The organism is Actinokineospora baliensis, assembly GCF_016907695.1.
Lineage (GTDB): Bacteria > Actinomycetota > Actinomycetes > Mycobacteriales > Pseudonocardiaceae > Actinokineospora > Actinokineospora baliensis.
The window spans coordinates 4,829,741-4,856,098 of record NZ_JAFBCK010000001.1 but is presented as its reverse complement, the minus strand read 5'-3'; the positions used below and the strand labels follow the sequence as shown (position 1 = coordinate 4,856,098).

Annotated in this window: 29 protein-coding genes and 1 pseudogene; 17 read left to right on the top strand and 13 right to left on the bottom strand. The window is 69.7% G+C overall.

Annotated elements, in window-relative coordinates; all coding sequences use genetic code 11:
• Window positions 1-5: 5 nt before the first annotated feature.
• Complete coding sequence (locus JOD54_RS22220; RefSeq protein WP_204452751.1) at window positions 6-857, bottom strand: DUF4097 family beta strand repeat-containing protein; 852 nt, start codon at window positions 855-857, stop codon at window positions 6-8.
• 73 nt (window positions 858-930) lie between these two features.
• Window positions 931-1,425, bottom strand: coding sequence for a YlcI/YnfO family protein (locus JOD54_RS22215; protein ID WP_204452749.1), 495 nt, complete (start codon window positions 1,423-1,425; stop codon window positions 931-933).
• A 132-nt stretch (window positions 1,426-1,557) separates the two neighbouring features.
• Between JOD54_RS22215 and JOD54_RS22210 the strand changes: the two genes are divergently transcribed.
• Entirely contained in the window at window positions 1,558-2,370 is an 813-nt protein-coding gene (locus JOD54_RS22210; protein WP_204452747.1) for a tachylectin-related carbohydrate-binding protein, read from the top strand.
• 27 nt (window positions 2,371-2,397) lie between these two features.
• Here the strand turns inward: JOD54_RS22210 and JOD54_RS22205 are convergent, their stop codons facing one another.
• The 3 genes from JOD54_RS22205 to JOD54_RS22195 all read right to left on the bottom strand — a co-directional run bounded on the left by JOD54_RS22205 (window position 2,398) and on the right by JOD54_RS22195 (window position 4,162).
• Window positions 2,398-2,973 (bottom strand): excalibur calcium-binding domain-containing protein, encoded by a 576-nt coding sequence (locus tag JOD54_RS22205; protein ID WP_204452745.1) that lies wholly within the window; start codon window positions 2,971-2,973, stop codon window positions 2,398-2,400.
• A 63-nt stretch (window positions 2,974-3,036) separates the two neighbouring features.
• On the bottom strand, window positions 3,037-3,186 hold the full coding sequence (locus JOD54_RS22200; RefSeq protein WP_204452743.1) for a DUF6881 domain-containing protein: 150 nt from the start codon (window positions 3,184-3,186) through the stop codon (window positions 3,037-3,039).
• A gap of 1 nt (window position 3,187) precedes the next feature.
• Window positions 3,188-4,162, bottom strand: a complete 975-nt coding sequence (locus JOD54_RS22195) for a helix-turn-helix domain-containing protein (protein WP_204452741.1) — start codon at window positions 4,160-4,162, stop codon at window positions 3,188-3,190.
• 52 nt (window positions 4,163-4,214) lie between these two features.
• On the opposite strand from JOD54_RS22195, the gene JOD54_RS22190 reads away from it, so the two are divergent.
• Genes JOD54_RS22190 through JOD54_RS22180 form a run of 3 tightly spaced genes read left to right on the top strand, consistent with a single transcriptional unit; the run spans window position 4,215 to window position 5,916 of the window.
• Entirely contained in the window at window positions 4,215-4,613 is a 399-nt protein-coding gene (locus JOD54_RS22190) for a cupin domain-containing protein (RefSeq protein WP_372440329.1), read from the top strand.
• Window positions 4,610-5,287: an RraA family protein gene (locus tag JOD54_RS22185; RefSeq protein WP_204452737.1), complete on the top strand. Its 678-nt coding sequence runs from the start codon at window positions 4,610-4,612 to the stop codon at window positions 5,285-5,287. The genes JOD54_RS22190 and JOD54_RS22185 overlap by 4 nt, the downstream gene beginning before the upstream one ends.
• The gene (locus JOD54_RS22180) at window positions 5,284-5,916 is read left to right on the top strand and encodes a maleylpyruvate isomerase N-terminal domain-containing protein (protein WP_204452735.1); all 633 of its coding nucleotides are present in this window, start codon (window positions 5,284-5,286) and stop codon (window positions 5,914-5,916) included. The genes JOD54_RS22185 and JOD54_RS22180 overlap by 4 nt, the downstream gene beginning before the upstream one ends.
• A gap of 47 nt (window positions 5,917-5,963) precedes the next feature.
• Here JOD54_RS22180 and JOD54_RS22175 read toward each other — a convergent pair whose 3' ends face one another.
• From JOD54_RS22175 to JOD54_RS22165, 3 genes are all read right to left on the bottom strand, one after another.
• Window positions 5,964-6,338, bottom strand: a complete 375-nt coding sequence (locus JOD54_RS22175; RefSeq protein WP_204452732.1) for a MerR family transcriptional regulator — start codon at window positions 6,336-6,338, stop codon at window positions 5,964-5,966.
• An 8-nt stretch (window positions 6,339-6,346) separates the two neighbouring features.
• Window positions 6,347-7,306, bottom strand: coding sequence for a zinc-binding dehydrogenase (locus JOD54_RS22170; RefSeq protein ID WP_204452730.1), 960 nt, complete (start codon window positions 7,304-7,306; stop codon window positions 6,347-6,349).
• Window positions 7,307-7,391: 85 nt separating this feature from the next.
• The gene (locus tag JOD54_RS22165) at window positions 7,392-8,510 is read right to left on the bottom strand and encodes a M4 family metallopeptidase (RefSeq protein ID WP_204452728.1); all 1,119 of its coding nucleotides are present in this window, start codon (window positions 8,508-8,510) and stop codon (window positions 7,392-7,394) included.
• 385 nt (window positions 8,511-8,895) lie between these two features.
• On the opposite strand from JOD54_RS22165, the gene fusA reads away from it, so the two are divergent.
• Window positions 8,896-10,938: an elongation factor G gene (gene fusA, locus JOD54_RS22160; RefSeq protein WP_204452726.1), complete on the top strand. Its 2,043-nt coding sequence runs from the start codon at window positions 8,896-8,898 to the stop codon at window positions 10,936-10,938.
• A gap of 66 nt (window positions 10,939-11,004) precedes the next feature.
• Here fusA and JOD54_RS22155 read toward each other — a convergent pair whose 3' ends face one another.
• Together JOD54_RS22155 and JOD54_RS35715 are read right to left on the bottom strand one after the other, a co-directional pair.
• A complete protein-coding gene (locus JOD54_RS22155) occupies window positions 11,005-12,048 on the bottom strand; it encodes an XRE family transcriptional regulator (RefSeq protein WP_307860574.1) in 1,044 nt (347 codons plus the stop codon).
• Between the two features lie 165 nt (window positions 12,049-12,213).
• A pseudogene (locus JOD54_RS35715) lies at window positions 12,214-12,318 on the bottom strand (helix-turn-helix domain-containing protein); the annotation flags it as partial.
• A gap of 252 nt (window positions 12,319-12,570) precedes the next feature.
• Between JOD54_RS35715 and tgmA the strand changes: the two are divergent.
• The 11 genes from tgmA (at window position 12,571) to JOD54_RS22105 (ending at window position 21,073) form a co-directional block, all read left to right on the top strand.
• Complete coding sequence (gene tgmA, locus JOD54_RS22150) at window positions 12,571-12,888, top strand: putative ATP-grasp-modified RiPP (RefSeq protein ID WP_204452721.1); 318 nt, start codon at window positions 12,571-12,573, stop codon at window positions 12,886-12,888.
• Window positions 12,885-13,871, top strand: coding sequence for an ATP-grasp ribosomal peptide maturase (tgmB, locus tag JOD54_RS22145; protein WP_204452719.1), 987 nt, complete (start codon window positions 12,885-12,887; stop codon window positions 13,869-13,871). The genes tgmA and tgmB overlap by 4 nt, the downstream gene beginning before the upstream one ends.
• The gene (locus tag JOD54_RS22140; protein ID WP_204452717.1) at window positions 13,868-15,073 is read left to right on the top strand and encodes a methyltransferase domain-containing protein; all 1,206 of its coding nucleotides are present in this window, start codon (window positions 13,868-13,870) and stop codon (window positions 15,071-15,073) included. The genes tgmB and JOD54_RS22140 overlap by 4 nt, the downstream gene beginning before the upstream one ends.
• 41 nt (window positions 15,074-15,114) lie before the next feature.
• Window positions 15,115-15,831 (top strand): haloacid dehalogenase-like hydrolase, encoded by a 717-nt coding sequence (locus JOD54_RS22135; protein ID WP_204452715.1) that lies wholly within the window; start codon window positions 15,115-15,117, stop codon window positions 15,829-15,831.
• A gap of 110 nt (window positions 15,832-15,941) precedes the next feature.
• The gene (locus JOD54_RS22130) at window positions 15,942-16,808 is read left to right on the top strand and encodes an SDR family oxidoreductase (protein ID WP_204452711.1); all 867 of its coding nucleotides are present in this window, start codon (window positions 15,942-15,944) and stop codon (window positions 16,806-16,808) included.
• Window positions 16,809-16,888: 80 nt separating this feature from the next.
• Window positions 16,889-17,401 carry a hypothetical protein gene (locus tag JOD54_RS22125; RefSeq protein WP_204452708.1) on the top strand — a complete coding sequence of 171 codons (513 nt, stop codon included), beginning with the start codon at window positions 16,889-16,891 and terminating at the stop codon, window positions 17,399-17,401.
• Window positions 17,398-18,651, top strand: coding sequence for a copper resistance CopC/CopD family protein (locus JOD54_RS22120; protein ID WP_204452704.1), 1,254 nt, complete (start codon window positions 17,398-17,400; stop codon window positions 18,649-18,651). The genes JOD54_RS22125 and JOD54_RS22120 overlap by 4 nt, the downstream gene beginning before the upstream one ends.
• An 87-nt stretch (window positions 18,652-18,738) precedes the next feature.
• Window positions 18,739-19,086 (top strand): helix-turn-helix domain-containing protein, encoded by a 348-nt coding sequence (locus JOD54_RS22115; RefSeq protein ID WP_204452702.1) that lies wholly within the window; start codon window positions 18,739-18,741, stop codon window positions 19,084-19,086.
• Window positions 19,079-19,633, top strand: coding sequence for a carboxymuconolactone decarboxylase family protein (locus JOD54_RS22110; RefSeq protein WP_204452699.1), 555 nt, complete (start codon window positions 19,079-19,081; stop codon window positions 19,631-19,633). The genes JOD54_RS22115 and JOD54_RS22110 overlap by 8 nt, the downstream gene beginning before the upstream one ends.
• A gap of 217 nt (window positions 19,634-19,850) precedes the next feature.
• Window positions 19,851-20,183 carry a transposase gene (locus tag JOD54_RS36060; protein ID WP_372440273.1) on the top strand — a complete coding sequence of 111 codons (333 nt, stop codon included), beginning with the start codon at window positions 19,851-19,853 and terminating at the stop codon, window positions 20,181-20,183.
• A 26-nt stretch (window positions 20,184-20,209) separates the two neighbouring features.
• Window positions 20,210-21,073 carry an IS3 family transposase gene (locus JOD54_RS22105; RefSeq protein WP_372440260.1) on the top strand — a complete coding sequence of 288 codons (864 nt, stop codon included), beginning with the start codon at window positions 20,210-20,212 and terminating at the stop codon, window positions 21,071-21,073.
• Window positions 21,074-21,487: 414 nt separating this feature from the next.
• Here the strand turns inward: JOD54_RS22105 and JOD54_RS22100 are convergent, their stop codons facing one another.
• The 3 genes from JOD54_RS22100 to JOD54_RS22090 are packed head-to-tail and all read right to left on the bottom strand — an operon-like array spanning window position 21,488 to window position 24,989.
• The gene (locus JOD54_RS22100; protein ID WP_204452697.1) at window positions 21,488-22,549 is read right to left on the bottom strand and encodes a cobalamin-independent methionine synthase II family protein; all 1,062 of its coding nucleotides are present in this window, start codon (window positions 22,547-22,549) and stop codon (window positions 21,488-21,490) included.
• A gap of 20 nt (window positions 22,550-22,569) precedes the next feature.
• Window positions 22,570-23,700: a trans-sulfuration enzyme family protein gene (locus tag JOD54_RS22095; protein ID WP_204452695.1), complete on the bottom strand. Its 1,131-nt coding sequence runs from the start codon at window positions 23,698-23,700 to the stop codon at window positions 22,570-22,572.
• The gene (locus JOD54_RS22090; protein WP_204452693.1) at window positions 23,700-24,989 is read right to left on the bottom strand and encodes an aminotransferase class V-fold PLP-dependent enzyme; all 1,290 of its coding nucleotides are present in this window, start codon (window positions 24,987-24,989) and stop codon (window positions 23,700-23,702) included. The genes JOD54_RS22095 and JOD54_RS22090 overlap by 1 nt, the downstream gene beginning before the upstream one ends.
• A 351-nt stretch (window positions 24,990-25,340) precedes the next feature.
• On the opposite strand from JOD54_RS22090, the gene JOD54_RS22085 reads away from it, so the two are divergent.
• Entirely contained in the window at window positions 25,341-26,303 is a 963-nt protein-coding gene (locus JOD54_RS22085) for a DUF1702 family protein (protein WP_204452691.1), read from the top strand.
• Window positions 26,304-26,358 lie beyond the last annotated feature (55 nt).

Genomic DNA, 26,358 nt, shown 5'->3' with positions numbered 1-26,358 from the left:
AGGGGTCAGGAGCGGCGGATGGTGATGTCGCCGTGGGAGGTCCTGGCGCGGACCTCGACGGTCTCGCCGGAGTCGGCGGGCTTGCGGTCGGCGCTGGTCAGCTCGTTGCGCACCTGGCCGAACCCGGTGTCGGCCTCGAGCCAGGCGGCGGTGCCCTCGGCGATGCCGACCTCGATGTCGCCGATGGAGGTCGCGAGGACGACGGTGCCCCGGACCACCTGGCCGACCCGCACGCCGCCGTTGGCCGACTTCGCGTCGACCCCGGACCCGGCCCGCTCGACGGAGATGTCGCCGTTGGCCGCGCGTACCCGCAAGTCGCCGGTCACCACGTCGATCTCGGTGGTGCCGTTGGAGTTCTTGACCACCGCGGCCCCGTCGACCTCGCCGACGGCGACCTTCCCGGAGCCGGTGTGGATCTCGGCGTTGCCCGCGGCCCGGCCCACGGTGATGTGCCCGGCGGCGGTGTCCAGGCGCAGCGGGCCGGTGCGCTCCAGCCGGATGTTGCCGGTGGCGGACTTGAACCTGGTCTCGCCGAGCAGGCCCTCGCCGCGCAGACCGCCGACCTGCACGTCGCCGGAGACGCGGGAGCCGGTGGGCAGGTCGATGGTCACCTCGACCGAGCGGCTCTTGCGGGAGAAGTCGAACGCACGCGACTTCGGTCCCTTGACCAGCAGCGTGCCGTTGGCGTACTCGACCCGGACCTGGCTCGCGGCCTTCACGTCCGACTCGTCGGCGGCGTCGCTTGGGCGCACCTCGACGACGGTGTCGGTCCGGTCGGTCGCGGCGACCCGGACCTCGCCGACGACCCCGAGTTCCAGGGTGACCGAGATGGGTTCGGGAGTGGCGAAAGTAGGCATGGGTGTCCCCTCGAAGTGTGTCTGGTGGGCGTCCTCGCAGGTAGAGGACGTGTGGCGGGAAAGCGGTGTGTGGTTAGTGGACCCAGCCGGTCAGGCGCTGCTTGGTCCGTTTGCCGCCCTGCTCGGGGCGCTGGTCGGGCTGCCGCAGCGCGCTCGAGGCCGCCCGTACGAGCCAGGCGTTGACCGACCGCCCCTCGGCCGCCGCGGCTTCCTCGACAGCGGTCTTGAGCTGCTCGGGCAGGCGGACGTTGATGCGCGCGCTGGGCCCCTCTTCCGCGAAGAGGGCCTCGGTGCTGACCTCGACCGCCTCCCGCGGCGCCTCATCCGGGCGAGTGGTCACGACGAAGTCCGGATCGCGGCCGCGCAGCCGCAACTCGACCGACCCCGGCGCCAGATCACTCGTGATCTCATCCGCCGCCGCCGACAACGCCTCCAACAACGTCATCCGGATCGCCGACTCCAGCGGACCGGTCAGCCGCTCGACCAACGCCCGCGCCTCGTCACCGCCCGCCTCGGCCAGGGTGGCGAACTCCTGCCCGAGCCTGTTCACGTACGTGGTCAAGTCCATGGCACCACTATGGCACACACATGGCACCACATCAAGCCTTCTTGGCTCACCATGCTGCCAACTTGGCACATCTCGGCGTTTTCGCAGTTCAGCCGCTGGTGGCACGATCAGGGTGACACCTGGGAGGTAGGCATGAGATGGCTGTGGAGCGCTCTAGCGGCCTGTCTGGTCGTGCTCGGTGGCACGCCCGCCAGCGCACAGGACTTCCCTCCGCCGCTCTGTGACAACGGCCCGTACGGCACCGACATCTACGGCGTGGAGCCGGATGGCCGCCTCTTCGCCTATAGGCACTTCGGCGCCGGGACGGGCGAGGCGACCTGGGGCGCTAAGAGGTACATCGGCGAGGGCTGGCACGGCACCGTCCGCGCGGCGGGCCACGGCACGTTCTTCTTCATTCCGGCGGGCACAGGGGAACTGCGCCGCTACCACTGGAACGGCTCAACCTGGACACCCTTCGGCGCCACCCAGTACGAGGTCGTCGGCCACGGATTCGACCGCTACACCACCCTGACCGCCGCCGGAGACGACTCCTTCTACGGCATCGACCCCACCGGCGACCTCCACGCCTGGACCTTGACCGACAACACCTGGACCCCCACAACCATCGGCGTCGGCTGGAACACCTTCACCAGGGTCGTCGCGGGCTACTCAGGCGAGTTCTACGCGATAGACGCCACTGGAACCCTCTACCTGTACCAATACGCCAAGTACTATCAACGCTGGGACATCCAAGCCCAACCTATAGGCGCCGGCTGGGCCACCCTCACCAACATCACCACCGCAGGCTCCGGCGTCCTCTACGCCACAACCCCCAACGGCACCCTCACCTGGTACCGCTACTACGTCCACTGGACCACCAACGGCATCCCCCGCCCCGTAGGCACCGGATGGCAAGGCATCACGACGCTCGCCAGCCCCGCCTCATGCCTGCCACACCCTGCTTAGCCAGTCGACAAGAGACAGACCGGAGAACTAGTTGTCGCAGGCGGTGCCGTCCTTGTCACGGTCCAGACCTGGCCGGTAGCCCGGCTCCCCGACGCGCATCGGTGCCGCACCGGCGGCTTTGGCCGCAGCGCAGTTCTTGTAGTACACGTCGGCTGGCTCGGGCTCGGCGGGCAGCGGCTCCGGAGCAACAGTCACGGGCGGCGCGGGGGCGGCCGGTTGCGGCTTGTCCACCCGAAGGACGATCCGGTCGGTGAGCGCGATGGCGGACGCGGCGGCGTCGACGGCGACGACAGTCCAGTTCTCCGCGCCAGCGACGGCGCGACCATCGACCGTCTGGTAGTCGACGGTGGTGAAACCGATTTCCTGCAGGGATTTCTTCGCCTCGGCGGCGCTCTTCCCGACCAGATCGGTCGGCACCGCGACCACTTCCGGCGCGGCGGCGGAAGGTGGCGCGGCGACGGAGGGTAGTGCGGCGGCCGCCTGCCCCTGGCTCCGGTCTTGACAACCGGCGATCCCGGCGATGACGACCAGGCCCACAAGAGACGGGCCGACGATCCGGGGCCATGTGCGCTTACGACCGAGCGACCACGCCACTGCATCCATCGGAAGGACCTCCCTCGGAACGTCCACAGTCAACCGGCGTAATCGTCCGGTCGCGCAGAGTCGTTACGGGACCCCGGGGGCCGCCCAGCGCTTCGTGCCGTCCACCCAGACCTCCACCTTCCTGGTCTCCCAGCCGTCGGCGTCGAGCTCGCTGTAGAACAGCACCGCGTGCTCGGGATAGTCGTGCGACCACCGCGCACGGAAGTACTCCACGTCAGTTCCCTCCACTGTGGACGGTGAAGCGGCGGCGGTACGCGGTCGGGGTGAGGCCGGTGTGCCGCCGGAGTTGGGTGCGGAGGTTGGTGGCGGTGCCGAAGCCGGAGGTGGTGGCGATGTGGTCGAGGGACAGGGCGCCGGATTCCAGCAGGCGGCAGGCGAGGGTGACGCGTTCGGTGGTGAGCCAGGCCAGCGGGGTCGTGCCGAGTTCGGCTTGGAAACGCCGGTGCAGGGTGGCCGGGCTGGTCGCGGCACGGGTGGCGAGGGCGGCGACGGTCAGGGGGCGGTTGAGGCGGGTGCGGGCCCAGTCGAGGACGGGGGCGAGGGAGGTGTCGGGGCGGGCGGGCACGGGGCGGTCGATGAACTGGCGCTGGCCGCCGTCGCGGTGGGCGGAGAAGATCAAGCGGCGGCTGACGGTGTTGGCGGTCTCGGCGCCGTGGTCGCCGCGGATGATGTGCAGGCCCAGGTCCAGGGCGGCGGCGCTCCCGGCGGCGGTCAGCACGTCGCCGTCGTCGACGAACAGCACGTCGGGCTCCAGGTGGACCCGGGGGTGGCGGCGGGCGAACTCGGTCACCCAGCGCCAGTGCGTGGTGACCCGGCGGCCGTCCAGCACCCCGGCGTCGGCCAGGGTGAACGCGCCGGTGCAGAAGCTCACCAGCCGGGCACCGCGGTCGGCGGCGCGGCGGATCGCGTCGAGCACCTCCCGGCGCGCGGGCGTCACCGGATCGGGTCGATTCGGCACGATCACGGTGTCCGCTTCGTCGACCGCCGCCAGCCCGGCGACCCCGGTGACGGTGAACATGCCCAGGTGCATCCGGACCTCAGGCGCGGCGGCGGCCAGCGAGAAGTCGTACCAGGTCCGGCCCAGCTCCGGCCTGCGCAACCCGAACAGCTCGGTCGCCACGCCCAGCTCGAACGGGTTCGAGCCCTCGTCGACGATCGCCACCACCCGGTGCGAGGATTCTTGCGACATGTGCGATTCCTAGCACTCGCCGACCCCCGCGCGCACCACCACGATGGACCGCGTGAACACTCCCCTGGACCTCGCGGCCGCCTTCGCCGCGTTCGACCAGACCTGGAGCCCCCGGTTGGCGGCCACGGTCAACGACTACGACATCCGGCTCGCCCGGTTCGCCGGTGAGCACGTCTGGCACGTGCACGACGACACCGACGAGTTCTTCCTGGTCGTCGAGGGCGAGATCGAGATCGCGCTGCGGGAACCGGAGGGTGAGCGCACCGTCACCCTCCCCCGCGGCTCGCTGTTCGTGGTCCCCCGCGGCACCTACCACAAGCCGTCGTCGCGGCACGGCGCCCAGGTCCTGCTGGTCGAGCCCACCGGGACCCTCTCGGTGGGCGACGACCACGAGGAGGTCCCCGACCACGTCGACGTCACCACCGGGCACGCGCTGGAGGTGTCCGCGTGAGGCCGGAGGTGACCACCGCCCACGTGACCGACGCCTGCCTGCGCGCCGGGGTCGAGGTCCGGGCCGTGTCCGTGCGGTCGGTCGCGCCGGGCGGGCGGGTCTTCGGCCGCGTGCTCCCGGCCCGGCACGCGGGCAGCGTTGACGTGTTCCTGGAGGCGTTCGAGTCCGCCGAACCCGGCGACGTGCTGGTCGTCGACAACGGCGCCCGCCTCGACCACGCCTGCGTCGGCGACCTCGTCGTGCTCGAAGCGGCCGCCGCCGGGGTCTCCGGGGTGCTGGTCTGGGGCCTGCACCGCGACACCGCCGACATCACCGCGATCGGACTGCCGGTGTTCAGCCTCGGTGCGATCCCGACCGGGCCCCTGGTGCCGGAGGTCCGCCCGTCCGACGCGCTGGAGTCGGCCCAGGTCGGCCCGTGGACGGTCACCCGCGACGACGTGGTGTTCGCCGACGACGACGGGGCCTTGTTCCTGCCCGCCGACCGGGCCGAGGAGCTGGCCGAGTTGGCGTTCGGCATCCGGGAAACCGAACGGGCGCAGGCGGACCGCATCCGCTCCGGCGTGACCTTGCGCTCCCAGGTCCGGTTCGACGCGTATCTCGCGGCCCGCGAGGCGAACCCGTCACTAAGCTTCAGGGAGCACCTTCGAACTGTGGGCGGAGCGATCGAAGAATGAGCACCGACGCGTTCCTGTCAGCCGCGCGCACAGCCCTGACCCTCCTGCGCGACCCCGCCGTCACCGCGGCCTGGGACAAGCCGAGCGCCCTCCCCGAGTTCGGTGTCTCCGGCCTCGCCGCGCACCTGGCGTACCAGGTCCTTGTCCTGCCCGAGGTCCTCGCCGACCCGATCCCGGACGAACCCCGGATCGCCCTGCTCGACCACTACAGCCACGCCGCCTGGATCAACGAGGACATCGACGGCGAGACCAACGTCCGCATCCGCGAGGGCGGCAATCGCCTGGCCGAGGGCGGTCCGGTCGCGCTCGCCGACCGGGTGGAGGCGGCGCTCGAGGAGATCATCGCGGCACTGCCGACCTCGTCCGGCCGGACGGTGCGGATGCGGTTGTGGGGTGCGTGGTCGCTGTCCCTCGAGGACATGCTGATCACCCGAACCATGGAACTGGTAGTCCACGCCGACGACCTGGCCGTCAGCGTCGACGTACCCACCCCCGACTTCCCCACCCACACCACGACCGTGGTCGTAGACCTCCTCACCGCCCTATCCCTCCGCCGCCACGGCCCGATCCCCGTGATCCGCGCCCTCAGCCGAGCCGAACGCGCCCCCGACTCCATCACGGCGTTCTGAAAGCACCCCTCGGCAGGCCCACCCTGCCGAGGGGGCGACACCCACGCCTAGAGCCGTGCCCCCGGCTCGGTCTTGCTGGCCAACTGGTCGCGTTGCTCCGTGAGCCGCTCGATCTCCGCGTCCAACGACGCCAGCCTGCGTCGAACCACGGCCCCCGCCTTGTCGCACACGCCCTCGCCGTACTCCGGGAGGGTGTCGCCTTCGATGAGGTGGAGGCGGTCCGCGCTGGCTCGGACGTCTTCGATGGTCAGGCCGAGGGCGAGGAGTTGGCGGATGACGCGGACTCGGGCGACGTCGCGGTCGGTGTAGAGGCGTTGGCCGGTGAGGGTGCGTTCCGGCGGGGGCAGCAGGCCGCGTTCTTCATAGAGCCGCATCGCGCGGGGTGTTGTACCCGCCGCTGCTGCCGCGTCGCCGATCCGCATGTGACCTCCTATAGGTACACCGCCACGGTGCCCACGTGGCGTCCCTCGATCACCTCCTGCAACGCGCGCGGGGCCGCGTCAATGCCCTCGACGCGAACATGGGGGAACGTGAGCTCGCCACTGCGCAGCCAGCCGCCGAAGCGCGTCAGCCATTCGTCACGTTCGTGCGGGTCGGGGCGGGTGTTGACGCCGTGCAGGCTGATGCCGCGCAGGATCAGGCCGAACGTGTCCACCTCGACCGGCGCCGCCCCCGCCTGCCCGGACAACGCCCCGACCAACGCCACCCGCGCACCAGGCCTGGCAACAGCGAGCGCGGCACGCAGGTCTGCCCCGCCCACGTTGTCGACCACCACGTCGACCTCCTCAAGCTCCTCCGCACCGACCACGTACGCCGCGTCGTACCCGAGTTCCTCCACCACCCGCGCGGCCTTCGCCCGTGTCCTGGCCGTCGCCACGACCCGACCGGCCCCCAACACCCGCGCCAACGGCCCGACCAGCGACCCGACCCCGCCGCCACCGGCCGTCACCAGCACTGTCTCCCCATGCCGGAGCCGGGCGTGCCTGGTCAGCGCGGCATACGCGGTCCACCCGGAACCCAAGTGCGCCACAGGATCCGGCAACCGGTCGTCCAACACCGTGCGGGCCGCCGCGGGTAGGACCGCGTACTCCCGCCACCCGGCCCAGTGCGACACCAACTCCCCGACCCGGGACTCACTGCCCGCGCCGACGGCCACGACTTCGCCCACGGTGATCGACGGCGGCACCTCCCCCACCCGGACCGGCGGCAGCGGCGTGCCCTCGATGTCGCCCGCGAGCAGTGTTCGCAACCGCGCGGAGACCTGGAAGTACCGGTTGCGCACCACCACCTCCCCCGGCCCCGGTTCGCCGACCGGCACGCCCACCACCTCGAAGTGCTCCGGTCCCGGTTCGCCCTCCGGGATCTTCGCCAGCCGAACTTCCTTCGCCACAGCCACTCCTCACGTCCCGCCGCCCGCGTGGCGATCACGCGGGCGGCGGGACGCTAACCCCTCACCCACGGGTCAGGGTCAAGCCTCAGCAGGAGGTGGGTTCTCCGGCGCCCACCGGAACGGACACGGCGTTCCACGCGTTGCGCACCGTGGTGAACTTGGCGCAATCGCCCGGGAAGACCTGCCGCACCGCGGTGAGCGAGGCGACCCGCGCGTCGGTGTAGTTCCACGAGGGCTTCTTCAGCATCAGCGCGCGCATCCACACCTTGCCCGCGTCGCGGATCCCCATGCCCTGCACCGAAGTCGGGCCGCCCGCGCAGATCGGACTGGCGGGCTTGCCGACCGGCGCCGAGCCCTCCGCCATCAGGTAGAAGAAGTGGTTGGCCGGGCCCGCGCCGTCGTGGACCTCGATGTTGTTCATGTTGGGGCCGTAGCAATCCGGCTCGTCGCGGGGTCCCAGCGACGGCTGGTACATGACGCGCTCGGGGCCGCGGCCGAGCGGGTTGGTCTCGTTGGCGACGAGGTAGTCGGGCGGGTCGTTTGGGTTGTTGGCGTAGTGCTCGGTCAGCGCGCCCATGATGTCGCTGCTGGCCTCGTTGAGCTGGTAGGTCTGCACGCCGCCGTCGAACCCGCCCGGGGTGTTCTGGAAGACGCCGTGGCCGAACTCGTGCGCGATGATCTCCAGGTTGACCAGCTGCCGCGCGTTGTCCTTGGTGCGGCCGAAGTTCGCCGTGTGCCCGTTCCAGTAGGCGTTCACCGCGGTGAGCCCGACGAACATCGGCGCCCACTTCCCCTTGCCGTCCAACCCGTCCCGGCCGAGCCAGTCCCGCAGCATCCCGGCGAACTGCTGCGCCGCGTAGTACCCGTCGGCGCAGGCGGTGGTGAGGTCGGTTCCGGAGCGGCTGCCGAACACGCCGGTGGTGTTGGTGACCGGCCCGTTACCTTGGATACCGCAGAACAGGCCGTTCCCGCCGGGGTCGCTCAACGAGTACTTCCCGGCGGCCAAGCGCACCGAGATCGGCGCGTTCGGGTAGTAGTACCCGTTCGCCGTCCCGGGCGCGAGCACCCCCGCCCCCGGCGACGCGGCGGAGACCCACCCCGGCGACGTGGCGCCACCAAGCCACCCAACGGGTTCGGCCGAGGCGGGAACAGGGACCAGAAGCAGTAACGACAACGCACCCAGCACGGAATAAACACGTTTCACAATGGACTCCTCGCACGCTTGGCAGGGGTCCTAATAATCGCCGTTTACCGCGCGCACCACAGCCACTGTTCGGTTCATCGCAATTCGTAGTTAATCAACTGCGATAACCGCTCGACAGAACCCACTTCCGCCGAGCCGGGAGATCCGCTACGGTTCCCCCGACGCGCGCCCCAGCACGGGGTGCGCCACCGCGACGAGAGGGGAAGGCCGTGCGAGTCCACACCGCCGCCACCCCGTCGCGCTTCGAGGTGATCCTGGTGTCTCCGCGTCTCCGGTGCCTGCCGCGCGGCTGACACCGGATGCCGTGACGACCGCTTGAGACGTCGGTCCGTCGCGGGAATCGCGCCGCCCACAAACCCGGAACACACCGAAAGTGTGCTGTGCCATGCGCGTCACCCCGCTCACCGCTGTCCGCAACATCGGCATCCTCGCCCACGTGGACGCGGGCAAGACCACCGTCACCGAACGGATCCTCTACACCACCGGAACCACCCACAAACGCGGCGAGGTCCACGACGGGACCACGGTCACCGATTTCGACCCCCAGGAGCGCAAGCGCGGCATCACGATCTTCGCCGCCGCGGTCGGCTGCACCTGGGACGACCACCGGATCACCGTCATCGACACACCCGGTCACGTCGACTTCGCCGATGAGGTCGAACGCTCGCTGCGGGTGCTCGACGGCGCGATCGCGGTGTTCGACGCCGTCGCCGGGGTCGAGCCGCAAAGCGAATCGGTGTGGCGGCAGGCGGACCGGCATGGTGTGCCCAGGATCGCCTTCGTCAACAAGCTCGACCGGGTCGGCGCCGACCTGGACGCCGCGGTCGACTCGATCCGGCGGCGGCTGCACCCGGTCCCGCTCGTCGTGCAGCTGCCGATCGGCCGGGAAGACGGCTTCACCGGTGTCGTCGACCTGCTGCGGTCGCGCGCGCTGACCTGGACCGATGGCGGGCCCGTCGAGGCGGGGCCAGTTCCGGAGGCCCTGGTCGAGGAGGCGCGCGTGCGCCGTCGGCGGCTGGAGGAAGCGGTGGCTGAACTGCACCCGCTCGCCTTGGAGGAGTTCTTCGCCGAGGCGACGCTGTCCGCCGAGACCCTGCGGACGGCGTTGCGCGACCTGACCCGCACCGGCGAGGCCCTGGTCGTGCTGTGCGGCTCGGCGTACCGCAACCGCGGGATCGAGCCGCTGCTGGACGCGATCACCGCGTACCTGCCGTCACCGCTGGACGTCCCACCGATCCGGGGCACCCGCGACGGCGTCGAGCTCGACCGGCCCGCGGACCCGACCGCGCCGCTGGCCGCGCTCGTGTTCAAAGTGGTCACGACCGCCACCGGAAGACTGACGTACCTGCGGGTCTACTCGGGAACGCTGCGGAAGGGGATGGAGGTGCGCAACGTGGGAGCGCGTCGCAACGAGCGGATCGCGCGGATCCTGCGCGTCCAAGCCGACCGCCAGCACGAGATCGACACCGCCGTGGCAGGCGACATCGTGGCGGTAGTAGGCCCGAAGTCCGCCCGCGTCGGCGCAACCCTGTGCGGCGCCGAGGATCTGCTGCTGCTCGAACCGCCCGTGACCGCGGACCCGGTGGTCTCGGTCGCGATCGAGACAAGCCGGTCGTCGGAGGCGGGCAAGCTGACCGAGGCACTGGCCCACCTGGTCGAGGAGGACCCGTCGCTGGTGGCCCGGACCGACCCCGAAACCGGCCAAACCATCCTGTCCGGACTCGGCGAACTGCACCTGGAGGTGTCCGTGGAGAAGCTCCGCCAAACCTCCGACCTCGTGGTGACAGTGGGCAAACCCAGAGTCGCCTACCGCGAAACCGTCGCCCGCGGAGTGGCAGGAGTCGTCTACCGCCACGTCAAACAAGACGGCGGCGCAGGCCAATTCGCCCACGTAGTACTCAACGTCGAACCACTGGAAGGAGAAGCCTTCGAGTTCCGCTCAACCGTGGTCGGCGGCCGCGTACCCGCCGAATACATCCGCGCGGTAGAAGCAGGCTGCCGACACGCCCTGGCGGAAGGCCCCCTAGCAGGCCACCCCGTCACCGGCCTCCGAGTAACCCTGACCGACGGCTCAACCCACGTGAAGGACTCCTCGGAAATGGCCTTCCGCGCCGCAGGCCGCTTCGGCCTACGCGACGCACTGCGCTCCTGCCGAATGCTGTTGCTGGAACCCGTAGTAGAGACAACCGTAGTCGTCCCCTCCGACTCCGTCGGCACAGTCCTCGGCGACCTCTCCGCCCGCCGCGGCCGCGTGTCCAACTCCACCATGCGCTCCGGCACAGCAGTAGTCACCGCAACAGTGCCCCTCGCAGAACTGTTCGGCTACTCAACAAGGCTGCGCAGCCGAACCCAGGGCCGAGGCACCTTCACCACCCGCCCAGCAGGCTACGCCCCCGACCCCACAGCCGGGAAACAGGCGGCCAGCTAGCGGACGTGGCCCCCGCTCGAACCACGAGCGGGGGCCACACCTGCGAGTTGCTTCGCGCGAATCCTTCTACACCAAGGCGTGAGTCCGGGCAGCGAGCTGACGCAAGCCCGGCAGGCTGGCTTGCTGGGGGTGGCGCAGCAGGTCGCCAACAAGGCGGCGGACGGTCGCGCGGGTGCGGACCTCGCCGGGAGCGGTGCGTTCAGCGGCGAGCAGGGTCTGGTAGGCGCGGCCAGGTTTGTCCCATTGAGCGAAGCACAAGGCGACGTCGACCAGGAAGCGGGCCCGGCGTTCGGTGTCAGGGAACGTGCCCAGCTGCGCGGTCTGGGCGTGCTGCAGAGCAGAGCCCGCGTTGCCGAGCACGTAGTCGGCGGAGACGCGGTGGCTGATCACGTTCGCCGCGAGCGCGTGCTGCTGGGCGGGGTGGTCAACCAGCCGCGCGGCGGTCGCGTGTGCCTCGTCCAGCAGGTCGGTGGCGCGTTCGCGATCACCGCTGCGGGCGGCGGCATAGCCTGCCGAGCACATCAGCACCCCGTACAGGGACAGGTGCCGCAGATCGGGAGACTTCCCGCCCAGGTCGAGCTGGTCGGCCGCGGTCAGGGTGAGGTCTTGAGCCCGGCCGTGGTGGCCTGCCCGGCGACACGCGGAGCCGAGCAGGCGCTGCGCTTCGGCGAGGGTCAACGGTTCGCCTGCGCTCTCGGCGGCCCGCAACGCACGATCAGCAGAGACCCATTCCAGGCCACTGGCCTCCAACTTGATCAGCGCCCGGGTGGTCAGGTTGTACGCCTGGGCCACCAAGCCCGCCAGAGCCGGGTCACCGGTCTGGTGGTGCGCGGTCTCCGTGGTGGTGATCAGCTCCGGCAACCGCGCGGCCAACTCCACATAGCGGCAGGCGCGGAAGTCGGCCCGCGCGGTCGCCAGCACCGTCTCCAGCGTGGCGACCGGCACCGGCCGGTCCGCTGACACGGGCCCGCCGCCAAGCAGGACACCTTCGAGCCGGTGGGCCAGCAACGCCGCCGGGTCGACCTCGACTCCGGTAGCGGCAAGCGCGTTGGGCGCTGTGACCGCGGTGCCAGCCAGACCGGCAACGAGCAGGAACGCGCGTCGTCGCACCGGATCATCCCCTTCCTGGCCCTGGTCGTGACCCACCCTAGAAGCTACGCCTGGCGAGGCGTGGGAGGCAGGCCGTCCACGATCGGCGCCGGTCAGGCCGAACGCTTCGGCGGGGAGGTCGAGAATGGTGGCGAAGCGCCGCAGCACCTCGACATCGCGCAACCCACGTCGACCGTTCTCGAACCGGGAGATCGTCGAGGCCGAGCACCCAAACCGTCCACCGAGCTGCCCCTGGGACCAGCCGAGTTCCGCACGGGCATGGCGCAGCACGGCGGGGTGGTCGCCGCGGCGGGCAGCGTCCCACAGAGCAGGTGACCACCAGTTCGGCACAGCGCACCCCCCAAACTTCGTGCACGTGTCATCCAACCCACCGTACTGGGTGCATGGCGGATGCAAGGAGGTTTGCGTGATCGGCACACCTGGTGCACACCCGGCACGACGGGCTTCTCACTCGGTGAACACCGTCCTAGCGTCGACAGCATTCGACGCCGGACCACATCGGCGGGAAGGAGCCAACAGATCATGTCCACCACGATCGAGGCCACCGAACCAGAGCCGGGCGCCAGCCCGTTGTCCTCGGCTGCCCTGCGCTACCTGGTGCACCATCCAGCTCTCGCCGACCGGCCCGGCCCCGACTCGACCCGTCCGTTCGGGCTGCGCGCCGCCACCGTCGTCGAAGCGCCGGTGCGACGGGAGTTCCGCTACTGCACCGAGAAGCAGGTCGCCGTCGACGAGAACGGTCGCCCATTGGTCGAGACCATGGGCAAGGACTGGAAGACCAAGTCCTCCACAGACGGTGACGAGGGGCCGGAGGAGAACTGGGGCTGGGAAGAATCATGACCAACACACCGGGAACGGTGGTGATCCTCGCCCAGGAGGCCGACGCTCCGGTCGACGCCGTCGTCCGGGAACTCACCCAGCGGGGAGTGGAGGTGTTCCGGGCCGACACAGCCTGGTTCCCCCAGCACCTTTCGCTGAATGCCCATCTGGGCGATGACGGCCGGTGGCGCGGAGTGCTGTTCACCGAGCACCGCACCGTCGACCTCACCGACATCGGCGCGATCTGGTACCGCGACCCCTCAGCCTTCGCGTTCCCGACCACGCTGACCGAGGTCGAGCGCGCGTACGCACACCGCGAGGCGCGGCTCGGCTTCGGCGGCGTGCTCGCCGCACTTCCGGTTCGCTGGGTCAACCACCCCAACCGGGCCGCAGACTCCATGTTCAAGCCGCTCCAGTTGGCCACCGCCGCCGCCTGTGGCCTGCTCGTCGCACCAACCCTGGTCACCAATACCCCGGCCTCCGCGGCCCAGTTCGCCCGACACCACGGAGTCGACAACACGATCTGCAAGTCATTCGGTCCGAACACCATCACCGAGGGCGGCCAGCTCAAGATCGCCTACACCCGCCGCCTCACCGAGAACGACCTCGAGCAGCTGGACGGGGTCGCCTCCACCGCCACCCAGCTGCAACGCTGGGTGAACAAGACCCACGAAGCTCGGGTGATCGTGATCGGCGAGCGGATGTTCACCATCGCCATCACCGCGGATTCACCGGCGGCGCGGGTGGACTGGCGAGCCGATTTCACCGCACTGCGCTACCAGCTCACCGACACGCCGACTGAGGTGGAGAAGGGACTGCGCAGGTACATGGATACTCTCGGGCTGACCTACGCCGCAGTGGATTTCGCGATCGAGAAGGACCGGTTCTGGTTCCTCGAGAGCAACTCCTCGGGGCAGTACGGCTGGCTGGAAGCCCAGACCGGGGCGCCGATCGCCGCCGCCCTGGCCGACCTGCTCGCTCACAACACAAGGGGGCACCTGTGAGCACGACCAACCCCGATGTCGTGTGGGCACCGCACGCCGCCCGGCTCGCCGACGAACTGGCCGCAGCGGGCAAACTGACCGAACCGCGTCTGGGTGAGGCCGTCCGCGCGACTCCACGGCACGTGTTCGTCCCCACCTACCATCAGCAGACCCCTGACGGCACGTGGGTCGAGCGCACCAGCACCGACGACCTACCCGCCGTCTACGCCAACACCGCCCTGATCACCACAATCGCCCCAGTTCCCGGGGGCGCGACCACAGTGTTGTCGTCGTCGACCCAGCCTGGCCTGATGACCCGCATGATCGAATCTCTGGGGCTCACCGACGGTGCGCGGGTACTGGAGATCGGCACCGGCACGGGCTATAACGCCGCCCTCCTCGCGCACCGCCTGGGCGACGACAAGGTGTTCTCCGTTGATGTCGAGCCCGATCTCGTCGACCTGGCCCGCCGCAGACTGGCCGGGCTCGGCCACCACCCGACTCTCGTCGCCCGCGACGGTTCAGCGGGCCTGCCCGAGCACGCGCCATTCGACGCGATCATCGCCACGTGCGCTGTCGCCGCCGTCCCCTGGGCTTGGATCGAGCAGGTCCGGCCCGGCGGGGTGGTCCTGACCGACCTCAAGACCGCACCTGGCGCAGGTAGCCTCGTCCGCCTTACCCGAGTCGACGCCGAGCGGGCCGAAGGCCGGTTCGACGCCACCTATGCGGCGTTCATGGACTTGCGGTACACACCAGGCAGCAACCCAGCCGGGTTCCGCGTCGAACGCGACCACGACCACGCCGAGTACCGCACCACCAGCCTGGACCCCAACGCCCCGTGGACCGCGCTGCTGGTCTGGTTCCTCGCCTCTTTCGACCTCGGCCCCGAGATCGCCTACGGCTACACCATCCCCGATGGCACCATCCCCGCCCACAGGCAGACCGCGCCGACCGCGTCCTGGATAGCAACCCCGGACGGCTCCTGGGCAGAGATCACCCTCGCTGCCGACAACGGGCAGCACACCGTCGCCGAAGGTGGACCCCGCCGCCTCTGGTACCTCGTCGAACGCGCCCACCACTTCTGGACCGACCTCGGCCAACCCGGCTGGGACCGCTTCGGCCTCACCACCACACCGCAGACGACCACCGTCTGGTTCGACCGCCCCGGCAGCGCCCACACCTGGCACCTACCAGGTCCACCGCACCGCACAACGCCGATCTGATCTTCCAGTGTGGACGCGAGAGGAGTGGCAGGATCTCGAAGATGGCGACTACCAGGTCCACCTCATCACCCCCGCGCTTCCTAGTGCTCTGGGACGTCGACCACACGTTGATCGAGACACGGGGTGCGGGCCGCCGGTTCTTCGAGCAGGCGTTCCGGGCCGCTGCCGGCCGCCCACTCGACAGCCGCGCGAACATCTCGGGTCGTACCGAACTCGACATCATCAGGGAGAGCCTGAGGGTCAACGGCATCGAACCGGATGCAAGGCGAGTAGCGGCAGTTGCGGCGGCATTGATACGCGAGTACGAGCAAGGCCGCGACGAACTGGCCGCGGCTGGACGGGCGTTGCCAGGTGCTCGGGAAGCGCTTCAAGCACTCGAGTGTGACCCCGAGATCTTCCAGACCGTGCTGACCGGCAACCTGCCCGAGGTCGCCAAGGTCAAGCTCGAAGTGTTCGACCTGGCCAAGTACCTGCACCTCAGTGCAGGCGCCTACGGTGCCGACCACGAGGAACGCGCCGCGCTGGTCGCGGTCGCGCGGGAACGGGCATCCAGCCGATTCGACTCCACCTCCGACAGCCAAGCCACCGTGATCATCGGCGACACCCCGGGTGACGTGGCGGCGGCAACCGCCACCGGTGCACGAGTCATCGGGGTCACCACCGGCAAGTTCGACGCCGCCGCACTGCGCGGTGCGGACACCATAATCAGGTCACTAGAGGAGTTCCACGCGGAGCTGATCAGACCGACGTCCCGTTAGGACCTCAAGTGCTCGAAGAGCGATAGGTGTCGACCACCACAGGATGACCCCCGGTGCATTATCAACGCCGGTAGACGATACTGGGGCTCATCGAGTGAGCTGGAGGTCTGATGAGTCCGATCGTGGCGGTGACCGGGGCTACCGGGAACATCGGGGGCCGGGTGGCGCGGCTGCTCAGCGCCCAGGGCGTGTCCCAGCGGCTGCTGTCGCGCAACCCGGCCGCTCTGCCGGACCTCCCCGGCGCGACCAACGTCCAAGGGGCCGACTACAGCGACGCCACCGCGCTGAGGGAGGCTTTCGCCGGTGCCGACACGTTGCTGTTGGTGTCCGCGCGCGAGTCGGTCAACCGGGTGCACGAGCACACCACCGCCATCGACGCGGCCATCGCGGCGGGGGTGCGCCGGATCGTGTACACCTCGTTCTTCGGAGCAGGCCCCGACTGCACCTTCACCTTCGGCCGGGACCACTGGCACACCGAGCAGCACCTCCAGTCCACCGGCGTCCCGTTCGTCGTGCTGCGCGACAACATGTACGCCTCGGCGCCGCCCGCGATGGCCGGGGAGGACGGGGCGATCCGGGGTCCGGCCGGGGACGGGGCGGTCAGCATGGTGGCCTTGGACGACATCGCGGCGGTCGCGGCAAGGGTCCTCACCGATTCGGCCCACGACGGGCAGGTGCTCGACATCACCGGGCCGGAGGCGATCACCCTGGCCGAGGCGGCCCGCCAGTTGTCGAAGGTGACCGGCCGGGAGATCACCTACGTCCAGGAGACCGAGGACGAGGCCTACGCCTCCCGCGCGCACTACAACGCGCCGGAGTACGAGGTCGCGGGGTGGGTCACCTCGTACACCGCCATCGCGGCGGGCGAGCTCGCGCCGGTGTCCGACGCCGTCGCGCGTGTCACCGGTCGGCCCGCTCAGACCTTCGCGGAGTACCTCGCCGCCAACCCGGGGAGTTTCGCGCACCTGGTGAAGTGAGCAAGACGGGATAAGACCCGGACTCCGCACCGCCGCTACCTTCGGCAAGCACCGACCTGCGAGCGGGAGTGGGGTAGCTCATGAGCGTCACCGTGTCGACCGGAGTGGACGGGCGTACCGACCGCGCGCACTCCAGGGCACTGCTGGTTTTCATGGCGATCGTCGTGGCGCACTGGGTCGAGCACCTGGTCCAGGCGTTCCAGATCTACGCGCTGGGCTGGACGGCGGCCGAGGCGCGCGGCGTGCTGGGCATCCCGTTCCCCGATCTGATCAAGTTCGAGTGGCTGCACTACGGGTACGCGCTGGTCATGCTGATCGGCCTGTTCGTGCTGCGCAAGGGCTTCTCCGGCCGGGCGCGGCAGTGGTGGAACCTGGCGCTGGCGTTGCAGTTCTGGCACCACATCGAGCACCTGCTGCTGTTCCTGCAGGCGCAGACCGGTTGGCGGATCGGTGGTTCGGCCGTCCCGACCAGCATCGTGCAGCTGATCGTGCCCCGGGTGGAGCTGCACCTGTTCTACAACACGATCATCACGATCCCGATGGTGATCGCCGTGGTCCTGCACCAGCGGGCCCGCGCAGCCGCGACCGCGTGAGGCTCGCGGGAATCCTGGCCGTCCTCGCGGTCTGGGCGATCCTGGCCGCGCCGCCCGCCGCCGCGCACGTCGAGGTGCTCGGGTCGACCCCGGCCGACGGGACCCGGTTGACCGAGCCGCCGAGCTCGGTCACCATCCGGCTCTCGGAGAACATCGGCGTCCAGAAGAACGCGCTGCGCGTGGTGGACGCGCACGGCGACCCGGTCAGCGACGGCCCGACGACGCAGGGCGAGACCGCCGAGCAGATGACGATCCGGCTCAAGCCCGACCTGCCGGACGGCACCTACCTGGTGCACTACGCGTTCGTGTCGGCGGACTCGCACCCCGTGCGGGGCGGGTTCGCGTTCGTGGTCGGCACCGGGCCGCTGATGAACGCGGGCGGCGCGGTGTCCTCCGCCGACGGGACCGACACCACCGTCGACATCCTGACCCGGGTCGTGCGGTGGCTCGGGTACGCGGGCGTCGCGCTCGCGGGCGGGGTGTTCTTCCTCCTGTACTGCCGACGTACCACCGACAAGCGCGCACACGGTGTCGCTCGCGCGGGGTGCGTGCTGATCGCGGGGACGGCCGTCCTCGCGTTGGGCCTGGAAGGGGCCTACGTCACCGGCGCGGGGCTGTCACGCGTGTTCGCGTTGGACTTGCTGGCCAACACACTCGACACCGCCTACGGCAAACTCCTCATCCTGCGCATCGTCGCCGCGCTGGCGCTGCTGTTCGTGTCGCGTCGCGCTTCGTCGAGCAGCGGGTACGAGAACGCCGCGATCGTGTCGGGGTTCGTAGTGCTGCTCACCTCTTCGGCGGCGGGGCACGCGATCACCACGAAGATCATGTTCCTTTCGCTAATCGGCGACCTGGCGCACTACGGGGCGATGGCGATCTGGCTCGGTGGTGTCGTGCAACTCGCGTTGTGTGCGCGCCACGAGGACCTGCCGCAGGCGATGGCGCGGTTCTCCCCCATCGCCAAGGTGTGCGTCGCGGTGATCGTGGTGAGCGGGGCACTGCTGTCGGCGGCGTACCTGGGCTCGGTGTCGGCGGTGTTCACCACGACCTACGGGCTGCTGTTGCTGGGGAAACTGGTCGGGTTCGCGGTGCTGCTCGTCCTGGCGGACCGGTGCCGCGCGGCCGTGCGGGCGCACTCGAGCGGTACGACCCTCGTCCAGGTCCGGACCGCGTTGATCGCCGAGGTCGCCATCGCCGCGGTCGTGCTGGGCATCGCCGCCGCGGTCGCCACGATCGGGACTCCCGGCTAGATTCACCTTTCAGGGCGAAGTGGTCGGCGGTGGGTCGGTGCTAGCGTCTTCGGGGTCGGGCTGATTCCACTCCGGATGGTGGCGGTCTTGGACGAACTCGCTGTGCGCGCGGTCGAACGGGTCATCGAGGACATGCGGGGCAGGCTGGCCCAGTCGATCACCATCGACGACATGGCCAGGGTGGCCCGGTTCAGCAAGTTCCACTTCAGCCGCGTCTTCCACCGGCACACCGGCCTGCCCCCGGCGCGTTTCCTGTCCTGCCTGCGCCTGGCCGAGGCCCGGCGGCTGCTGGCCACCACGACCCTCAACATCACCGACATCAGCGCCCGCGTCGGTTACCACAGCCCGACCACTTTCAGCGCCCGCTTCAAAACCCACGTCGGGATGTCGCCGACGCAGTACCGCAAGTCCGCGAAGGGATCCCCCCATGGCTGAACGAGTCCACATGGTGTCCGAAGCGGACGCGACCGGCCCCACAGCCGAGCTGTACGCCCGCGTCCGAGCCGCCACCACCCTCCCCTTCGTCCCCGACGTGTTCCGCCTGACCTCCACCACCCCGCACCTGCTGGAAGTAGTGGTCACCGGCTACACCGGCGTCTTCGCCGACAGCTCCCTGACCCGCGCCACCAAGGAACTCATCGCCGCCTGGACCTCCCGCCTCAACGACTGCGGCTACTGCGCCACCACCCACACCTGGTTCCTCCAACAATTCGGCGGCTCGGCGGACCTGGCCGAAGCCATCACCCACGCCACCGACCCCATAGACCTCCCCATCGACGCCCCCTCCGTCGCCCTCCTCCGCCTGACCACCAAGGTGACCACGGGATCGCCTGAGGTCGAGGAGGAATGGCAAGAGGCAGCGGCCTCCTGGTCCGAGGAACAACTCCTAGAAGCCGTCTTCTGCGCCGCCCTCTTCGCCTTCATCAACCGCCTGGTCACCACCCTGGGCCTCACCCTCCCCACCCAGGCCACAACCAGCTAGCCCACCCCCGAGCCCAACCACTCGACTCCGACGGCATGGCCGACCACTGGACACTCGGAACAGGCGGTGCCATCCCGGCCGCCCTACCCCAACGCCTCAAGCAGCCACTGGACACTCGGGAGCCGCCCACCCAATGCTCGATGGGGTGGACCTGTTGTGTGTGGGGTGGCGGTGTCCTGAGGGGCCTCGAGGTTTCCGGACAGGAACCCAGTAAGATATGTCCTGTCGGGAAGTTGAGGGAGTGCACGTGGCCCATCGGAGTCCGTACTCGCCGGAGTTTCGTGAGGAAGCAGTTCAGATGGCGTTGCGGTCGAAACGGCCGATCGCCGAGACGGCGCGAGAGTTGAATATGAACTCGGAGACACTGCGTGTATGGGTGCGGAGCTATGAGCGGGAACAAGGTGCGGACTCGGCCGTCGCCGTGTCGGAGCCGTTGGCAACGGACGAACGAGCGCGACTACGAGAGTTGGAACGCCGTAACCGCGAACTCGAGATGGAAGTGTCTTTCCTGAAAAAAGCCGCAGCGTACTTCGCGAAGGATGCCGAGTAGTCAGCAAGTACGAGTTCATCGAAACGATGCGACTTGAACCTGCGAAGTACGCGTATCCCGTCCTGTTCATGTGCCGACTGCTCGACGTTTCCAGGTCCGGCTACTACGAATGGCGCGGCCGGGCGGAATCGGCCACCGCGCGACGGCGAGAGGAGCTGAAAGCGTTTATCCGGGACGCGTTCGAGGCCTCGGACTCGACTTACGGCCACCGGCGGGTCCATGCCCAGTTGCGGCGGGCAGGCGTGTGCGTGGGTGTTGAACTGGTCCGGCACCTCATGCGTGAACTGGGGCTGGTTCCCTGCCAGCCAAGACCCCGGCGGTTCGGGCTGACCACCGCGGCGGCCGCGCCGGTGGGCGACCTGGTCGGCCGTGACTTCACCGCGCCCGCGCCGGGACGCAAGCTGGTCGGCGACATCACCTACGTTCCCACGATGGAAGGCTGGCTTTACCTGGCCACCGTGCTGGATTGCTGCACGAAAGAAGTGATCGGCTACGCGATGGACGACAACTACCAGACACCGCTCATCAGCCGCGCTATCCGCAACGCGGCCCGAAACCGCCCACTCGCCGACGGTGCGATATTTCACAGCGACCGCGGCAGCAATTACATGTCCACCGAGTACCACAACGTCCTCACCAGCCTCCGGTTGAAGCAATCAGCAGGGCGAACCGGAATCTGTTTCGACAACGCGATGGCCGAATCGTTCTTCGGCACACTCAAAAACGAATGCGTCAACCGGATGGCTTACTCCACCCGAGACGAAGCCCGGCAGCACATCACTCGCTACATCGAGTTCTGGTATAATCGCCGACGACTTCACTCAGCGATAGGCTACCGCCCACCGCACGAGGTATACATCGAACACAAGAACCAACAAATCGCCGCTTGAATAGACAGTTGATCCCCTGTCCGGAAACCGCGCGGCTCCTCAGTCCGTAGCGTTGTGCGCGGACAGGGCCATGCTTTTCGGCCCCAGCTTTGCGGTCCTGCCACGGGCGGCGCAGGGGCCCCGCGCACAACAGGTTCGCCCCATCGAGCCCACCGCACCACAACGGGATCGGGCCCGATGCCGCAGGCGAGGCGTCCACCGAAGATCATCCGATTCAGGAGCCCCCGGTATCCATCCTACCGAGGCACACCGACAGAACAGGTGCGCCAGCGGGAGCCTGTGGACCGTCACACTCGTTGTGGACAGCCACGAAGGGCCCACAAGATCAAACCGCGCCAAGCAGCCCCCGATACACAGCCTACCGGAGCCCACCCACACCGCGGCCCAACCCAGCAGGCCCCTGTGGACAACCCCTCAGACCCCCAACGCCTCCGCAGCCAGCGCCGTCCCCCGCACCCGCGCCGCCACCTTCGCGAACGCCACCTCCCGCGAAGTCGACACATCATCCGCGAACGGCGAGAACCCGCAATCATCGCAAGTACCCAACCGCGACACCGGGATGAACTCCGCCGCAGCGAGAACCCGGTCCCGCACCTCCTCCGCGGTCTCCACCCGCGGGTCGATCGGGTCCGTCACCCCCACGAAGATCCGCTGATCCGCCGACGAATGCTCCGCCACAGCAGCCAGCACCCGCCGTGGATCCGACTCACTCGCCAGCTGCAGGTAGAACCGCCCCGCCTTCAACCGGAACAGCTTCGGCAGCAACTCCACGTAGTCGACATCCAAGCTGTGCACTGAATCCTGGTCCCCACCAGGGCAGGTGTGCACGCCGATCCGCGCCCGCTCCTCGTCGCTGAACCGCTCCAGCACCCGGTTGTTCAGGTCCACAAAGGAGTCCAGCAGTCCCCCGCTCGGGTCCAGCTTCAGCGACAGCCGCCCCTCCGTGAAGTCCAGCTGCACCGAGTCCGCGCCGCCGTCGAGGCTTGAGCGGATGTCGGCTTCGGCACCGTCGACCAGGTCGTCGAGGAACTGGGCCTGCGAGTAGCCCTCGATGCCGGAAGCCGGGTAGATCAGGCTCAGCGCCGACGGGGCGATGACCGCCTGCTTGACCGGGACGGAGGCGTGCCTGCGGGCGGTCGTGAGGTAGGTGGACGCGTGGGCGCCGTAGCGGAACGGGCCCGCGGTGAGGCGGGGCAGGGTGCGGGTGTGGCCGTCGGCGAAGGGGATGACGGCGCCGTCGGGGGCCAAGGGGAGGTTGTTCAGGGGGTAACTGACAAAGCTGGGCTTGGACTGTTCGCCGTCGGTGACCACCGGGGAGCCCGCGGCTTCCAGTTGGCGGATGGTGTCGGCGACGGCGTCGTCGAGCACGGCGGCGAGGCCCGCGTCATCGAGGGTGCCCGCGGCGTTCTCGGCCAGGGCGTCGAGGACGGTCTTGGGGCGGGGGATGCTGCCGATCAGTTCGGTAGGGATGGACAACGTCGTCCTTTCGGGTTGGGTCACAGACCCGCTGCCAGGGCGGTGGTGAGGTCCTCGACGAGGTCCTCGGCGTCCTCGATGCCGACCGAGAGCCGGATGAGGTCGTCGGTGATGCCCGCGGCGGCGCGGTCGGCCGCGGGGATCGGGCGGTGGGTCATCATGGCGGGGCACTCGATGAGCGAGCGCACCCCGCCCAGGCTCACCGCGCAGGCGAACAGGGTCGTGCCCGCGAGTAGCTTCTCCACGACGCCGGAGTAGCGGAACGCGATGATCGAGCCGGGCGCGGACAGCTGGCGGGCGGCGATCTCGTGACCAGGGTGATCGGCAAGTCCCGGGTAGCGCACCTGGGTGACGCCCGGGGTGTCGAGCAGCAGGTCGACCAAGGTGCGCGCGGTGCGGACCTGGCGTTCGACGCGCACGGACAGCGTCTTGACGCCGCGGTGGACGAGGAAGCAGTCGAGGCCGCTGGGTACGTTGCCCGCGACCGTGCGGTGCTGGATGAAGGCCTGGTGCAGGTCCGGGTCGTCGCAGACGAGGGCGCCGCCGAGGACGTCGGAGTGGCCCGCGACGAACTTGGTGGTGCTGTGCAGGCTGACGTCCGCGCCCCAGCGCAGCGGCCGCTGCAGTGCGGGACCGGCGAAGGTGTTGTCGACGACCACCACGGCGCCGCGCTCGTGGGCGAGCCGGGACACCTCGGCGATGTCGATGACTTTGAGCAGCGGGTTGGTGGGCGTTTCCACCCAGACCATGGCGACGTCCCCGGCCAGGGCGGCGCGAGCGCGGTCCAGGTCGGACAGGTCCACCTGGTCGACGATGATCCCGTAGCGGCGCAGTCCGGTGATCAGGGCGTGGGTGCCGCCGTAGACGTCGTCGCAGCACACCAGGCGTTGGCCGGGTGAGAGCAGCGACAGCGCGGTGGTGGCCGCGGCCTGGCCGGAGGAGTACACGGTGCAGTGCCGGGCGCCCTCGACGGCGGCCAGGCAGGTCTCCAGCGCCTCGACCGTCGGGTTCTCGCCGCGGGAGTAGAAGTAGCGCGGCGGGTCCTGGGCGAAGCGGTCGTAGGTGGTCGCGATGTGCACGGGCGGCACGATGTCTCCGTACGGCCCGGTGACGTCATGTCCACTGTGGACCACGCGGGTGGCGAACCGCATCAGAGGAACCGCTCGGTGGGGTGCTCGGCGGTCCAGAACCCGGGTTTGACGGTGGACAGCGCCTCCCGCACAAGAGCCACCTCGGCTTCAGTGTTGTAGATCCCGAAGGACAGTCGCACGGTGCCTACCACGCCGAAGGTGTCGACGAAGGTGTTCGCGCAGTGCACCCCGCTGCGCACAGCGATCCCGTGCGCGTCCAGGTGTCCGCCGACGTCGTAGGGGTGGATGCCGTCGACCACAATGGACACGATGCCGCTCGGGTCCGCCGCCGGGTCTCCGACGACCCGCACGCCCGGGATCTCCGACACGGCGGTGACCGCCGCCCGCACCAGCACTTCGTCGTGCGCGCGGATCGCGTCCCACCCGAGGTCGGCGAGGTAGTCGAACGCCGCTGCGAGGCCTACCGCGCCCGCGATGTGCGGTGTCCCCGCCTCCAACCGGGCCGGGACAGGCACGTAGCGGACCGGTTCGGTGAGGCTGATCCCCTTCACCGTGCCGCCGCCGACCTGGTACGGCTGCAGCGAATGCAGCAGCTCGCGGCGCCCGTAGAGGACCCCGATGCCCATGGGCCCGTACATCTTGTGCCCGGAGAACACGTAGAAGTCCGCGCCCAGCTCACGCACGTCGACCTGGCGGTGCGGCACGGCCTGCGCGCCGTCGACCACCACCGGGATCTTGCGGCGGTGGGCGCTGGTAACCATGTCCCGCACCGGGTTGACCGTGCCGAGGACGTTGGACACGTGCGTGACCGCGGCCAGCCTGGTCTTGGGACCGAGCGCCGCGTCGAAAGCCTCAGCCGTGACCCGGCCCGTGTCGTCCGCCGGGACGATCACCAGTTCCGCGCCGACCGATTCGCACAACCGCCGCCAGGGCAACAGGTTCGAGTTGTGCTCCATGCCGGTGACCACGACCTCGTCGCCCGCGCGCAGCACGTCCCGGCCGAAGGTGTCGACCAGCAGGTTCACCGCGGCGGTGGTGCCCGGCACGAACACGACCTCGTCGGCGTGCTCGGCGCCGATCGCGGCTTGGACGGTGGCGCGGGCCTGTTCGTAGACGTCGGTGGCGAGGTGGCTGAGCTGGTAGTAGCCGCGGCCGACGTTGGCGTTGGCGCCGGTGTAGTGGTCGGTGATCGCGTCGAGCACCCGGCGCGGTTTCTGCGCTGTGGCCGCGTTGTCCAGGTACACCAGCGGTCTCGACCCGACCCGGGTGGCCAGGATGGGGAAGTCCGGTCGCACCGATTCCCCGGGGGCGACCCGACTTCGGGGCGCGGTGTCCACCAGGTCGACCATGCACACTCCTGTTTCGCCTCGGATGTTCACCTCGGACCACCCGGCACGGCCGTTTCGGGCATGCCGGGACCACCGGACCGGTCTCACGCTCACCAGCCCGCCGTGCACAAAGGAGACGGCAACCCACCCGGTCGCCGTCGGCGAGCTTACCACCGAAGTCAGGACCGACATAGTCGCGGACGCGACAATCCGTGGGGGAAAGGAAGTCCTGGATATCTGATACGAACGGGCGAACCCCCCGGCGACCCCCTTGACATGGGACAGCGCGACGGGGGCAAGATCGGGCCTGGTCACTACCTATTCTCTAAGTTTGTTCTCCGCCGCGCTCGGCGAGCCAGAGATGAGAACACCATGAGCACTCAGCACGGTTCCGCGGACCGGCCCGGCGTCGTCGACGCCCCCAGCCGCGGTCGCGGCCTGGCCCCCCGGCTGCCGCTCGGCATGGCCGACTTCGGCCGCCGGGGGTTCCGGGTGGACCGACCGGGGCCGCGCGAACGGCTGGAGCGGCACGCCCGGTCGTTCCTCACCGGCTACAACCTCGCCGCCGCGCACTGGCCCCGGGTGCGCGACGCGGTCGACACGCTGCCCGCCGAGGAGCGCGGCTTCGCCCACGAGGGCGCGGCGATGTGGGCCGGACAGCGCGACGTCTTCACGCGGGGACGTTCGGTCGCGGCGCTGCTCGCCGAGTCCGGCGCGGACTACCCGCACCTGATCCACGTCGGCGCGGGGTGGGCGCTGGCGGTCAGCAGACTTCCGTTCCCGGTGCGGATGACCGACACGCCGCTGTTGCGGTGGTTGGCCTACGACGGCGCGGGGTTCGCCGAGGTGTTCTTCGGTGGCCGCCGCGCCTTGCGCCGCCGCGCCGAACGCGCCGGGACCGACCCGGTGCGCCAGATCCGGCTCGCAGGCTCGGGCCGGGCGTTGTGGTTCATGACCGCGGGCGACCCGGATGACCTGCGCGAGGTGATCGCCGAGGCGCCCGCCACGGCGAGAGCGGCGCTGTGGAGCGGCGTCGGTCTCGCCAGCGCCTACGCCGGTGGGGTGCCCGCCGCCGAGTTGGACACGCTGCGCGAGCACGCGGGCGGCCACCTGGGACACCTGCGGCAGGGCGTCGTGTTCGGCGCGACCGCCCGGGTCCGGTCCGGGATCGTGCCCACGCACACCGCGCTGGCCTGCGAACGCCTCGTCGGCACCACCCCCGCCGAAGCGTCCACGTGGGCCGATCGCACCGCCGAGGACCTGGGCGAGCGCACCGACATCTCCGCGTACCTCGACTGGCGCGAGCGGACCAGAGTCCTGAGCACCCAGGCCTGATCCCCGACACAGCGCCCCCGTCACCCGGCCGCGGACCGCGGCCGATCCCGAGAGG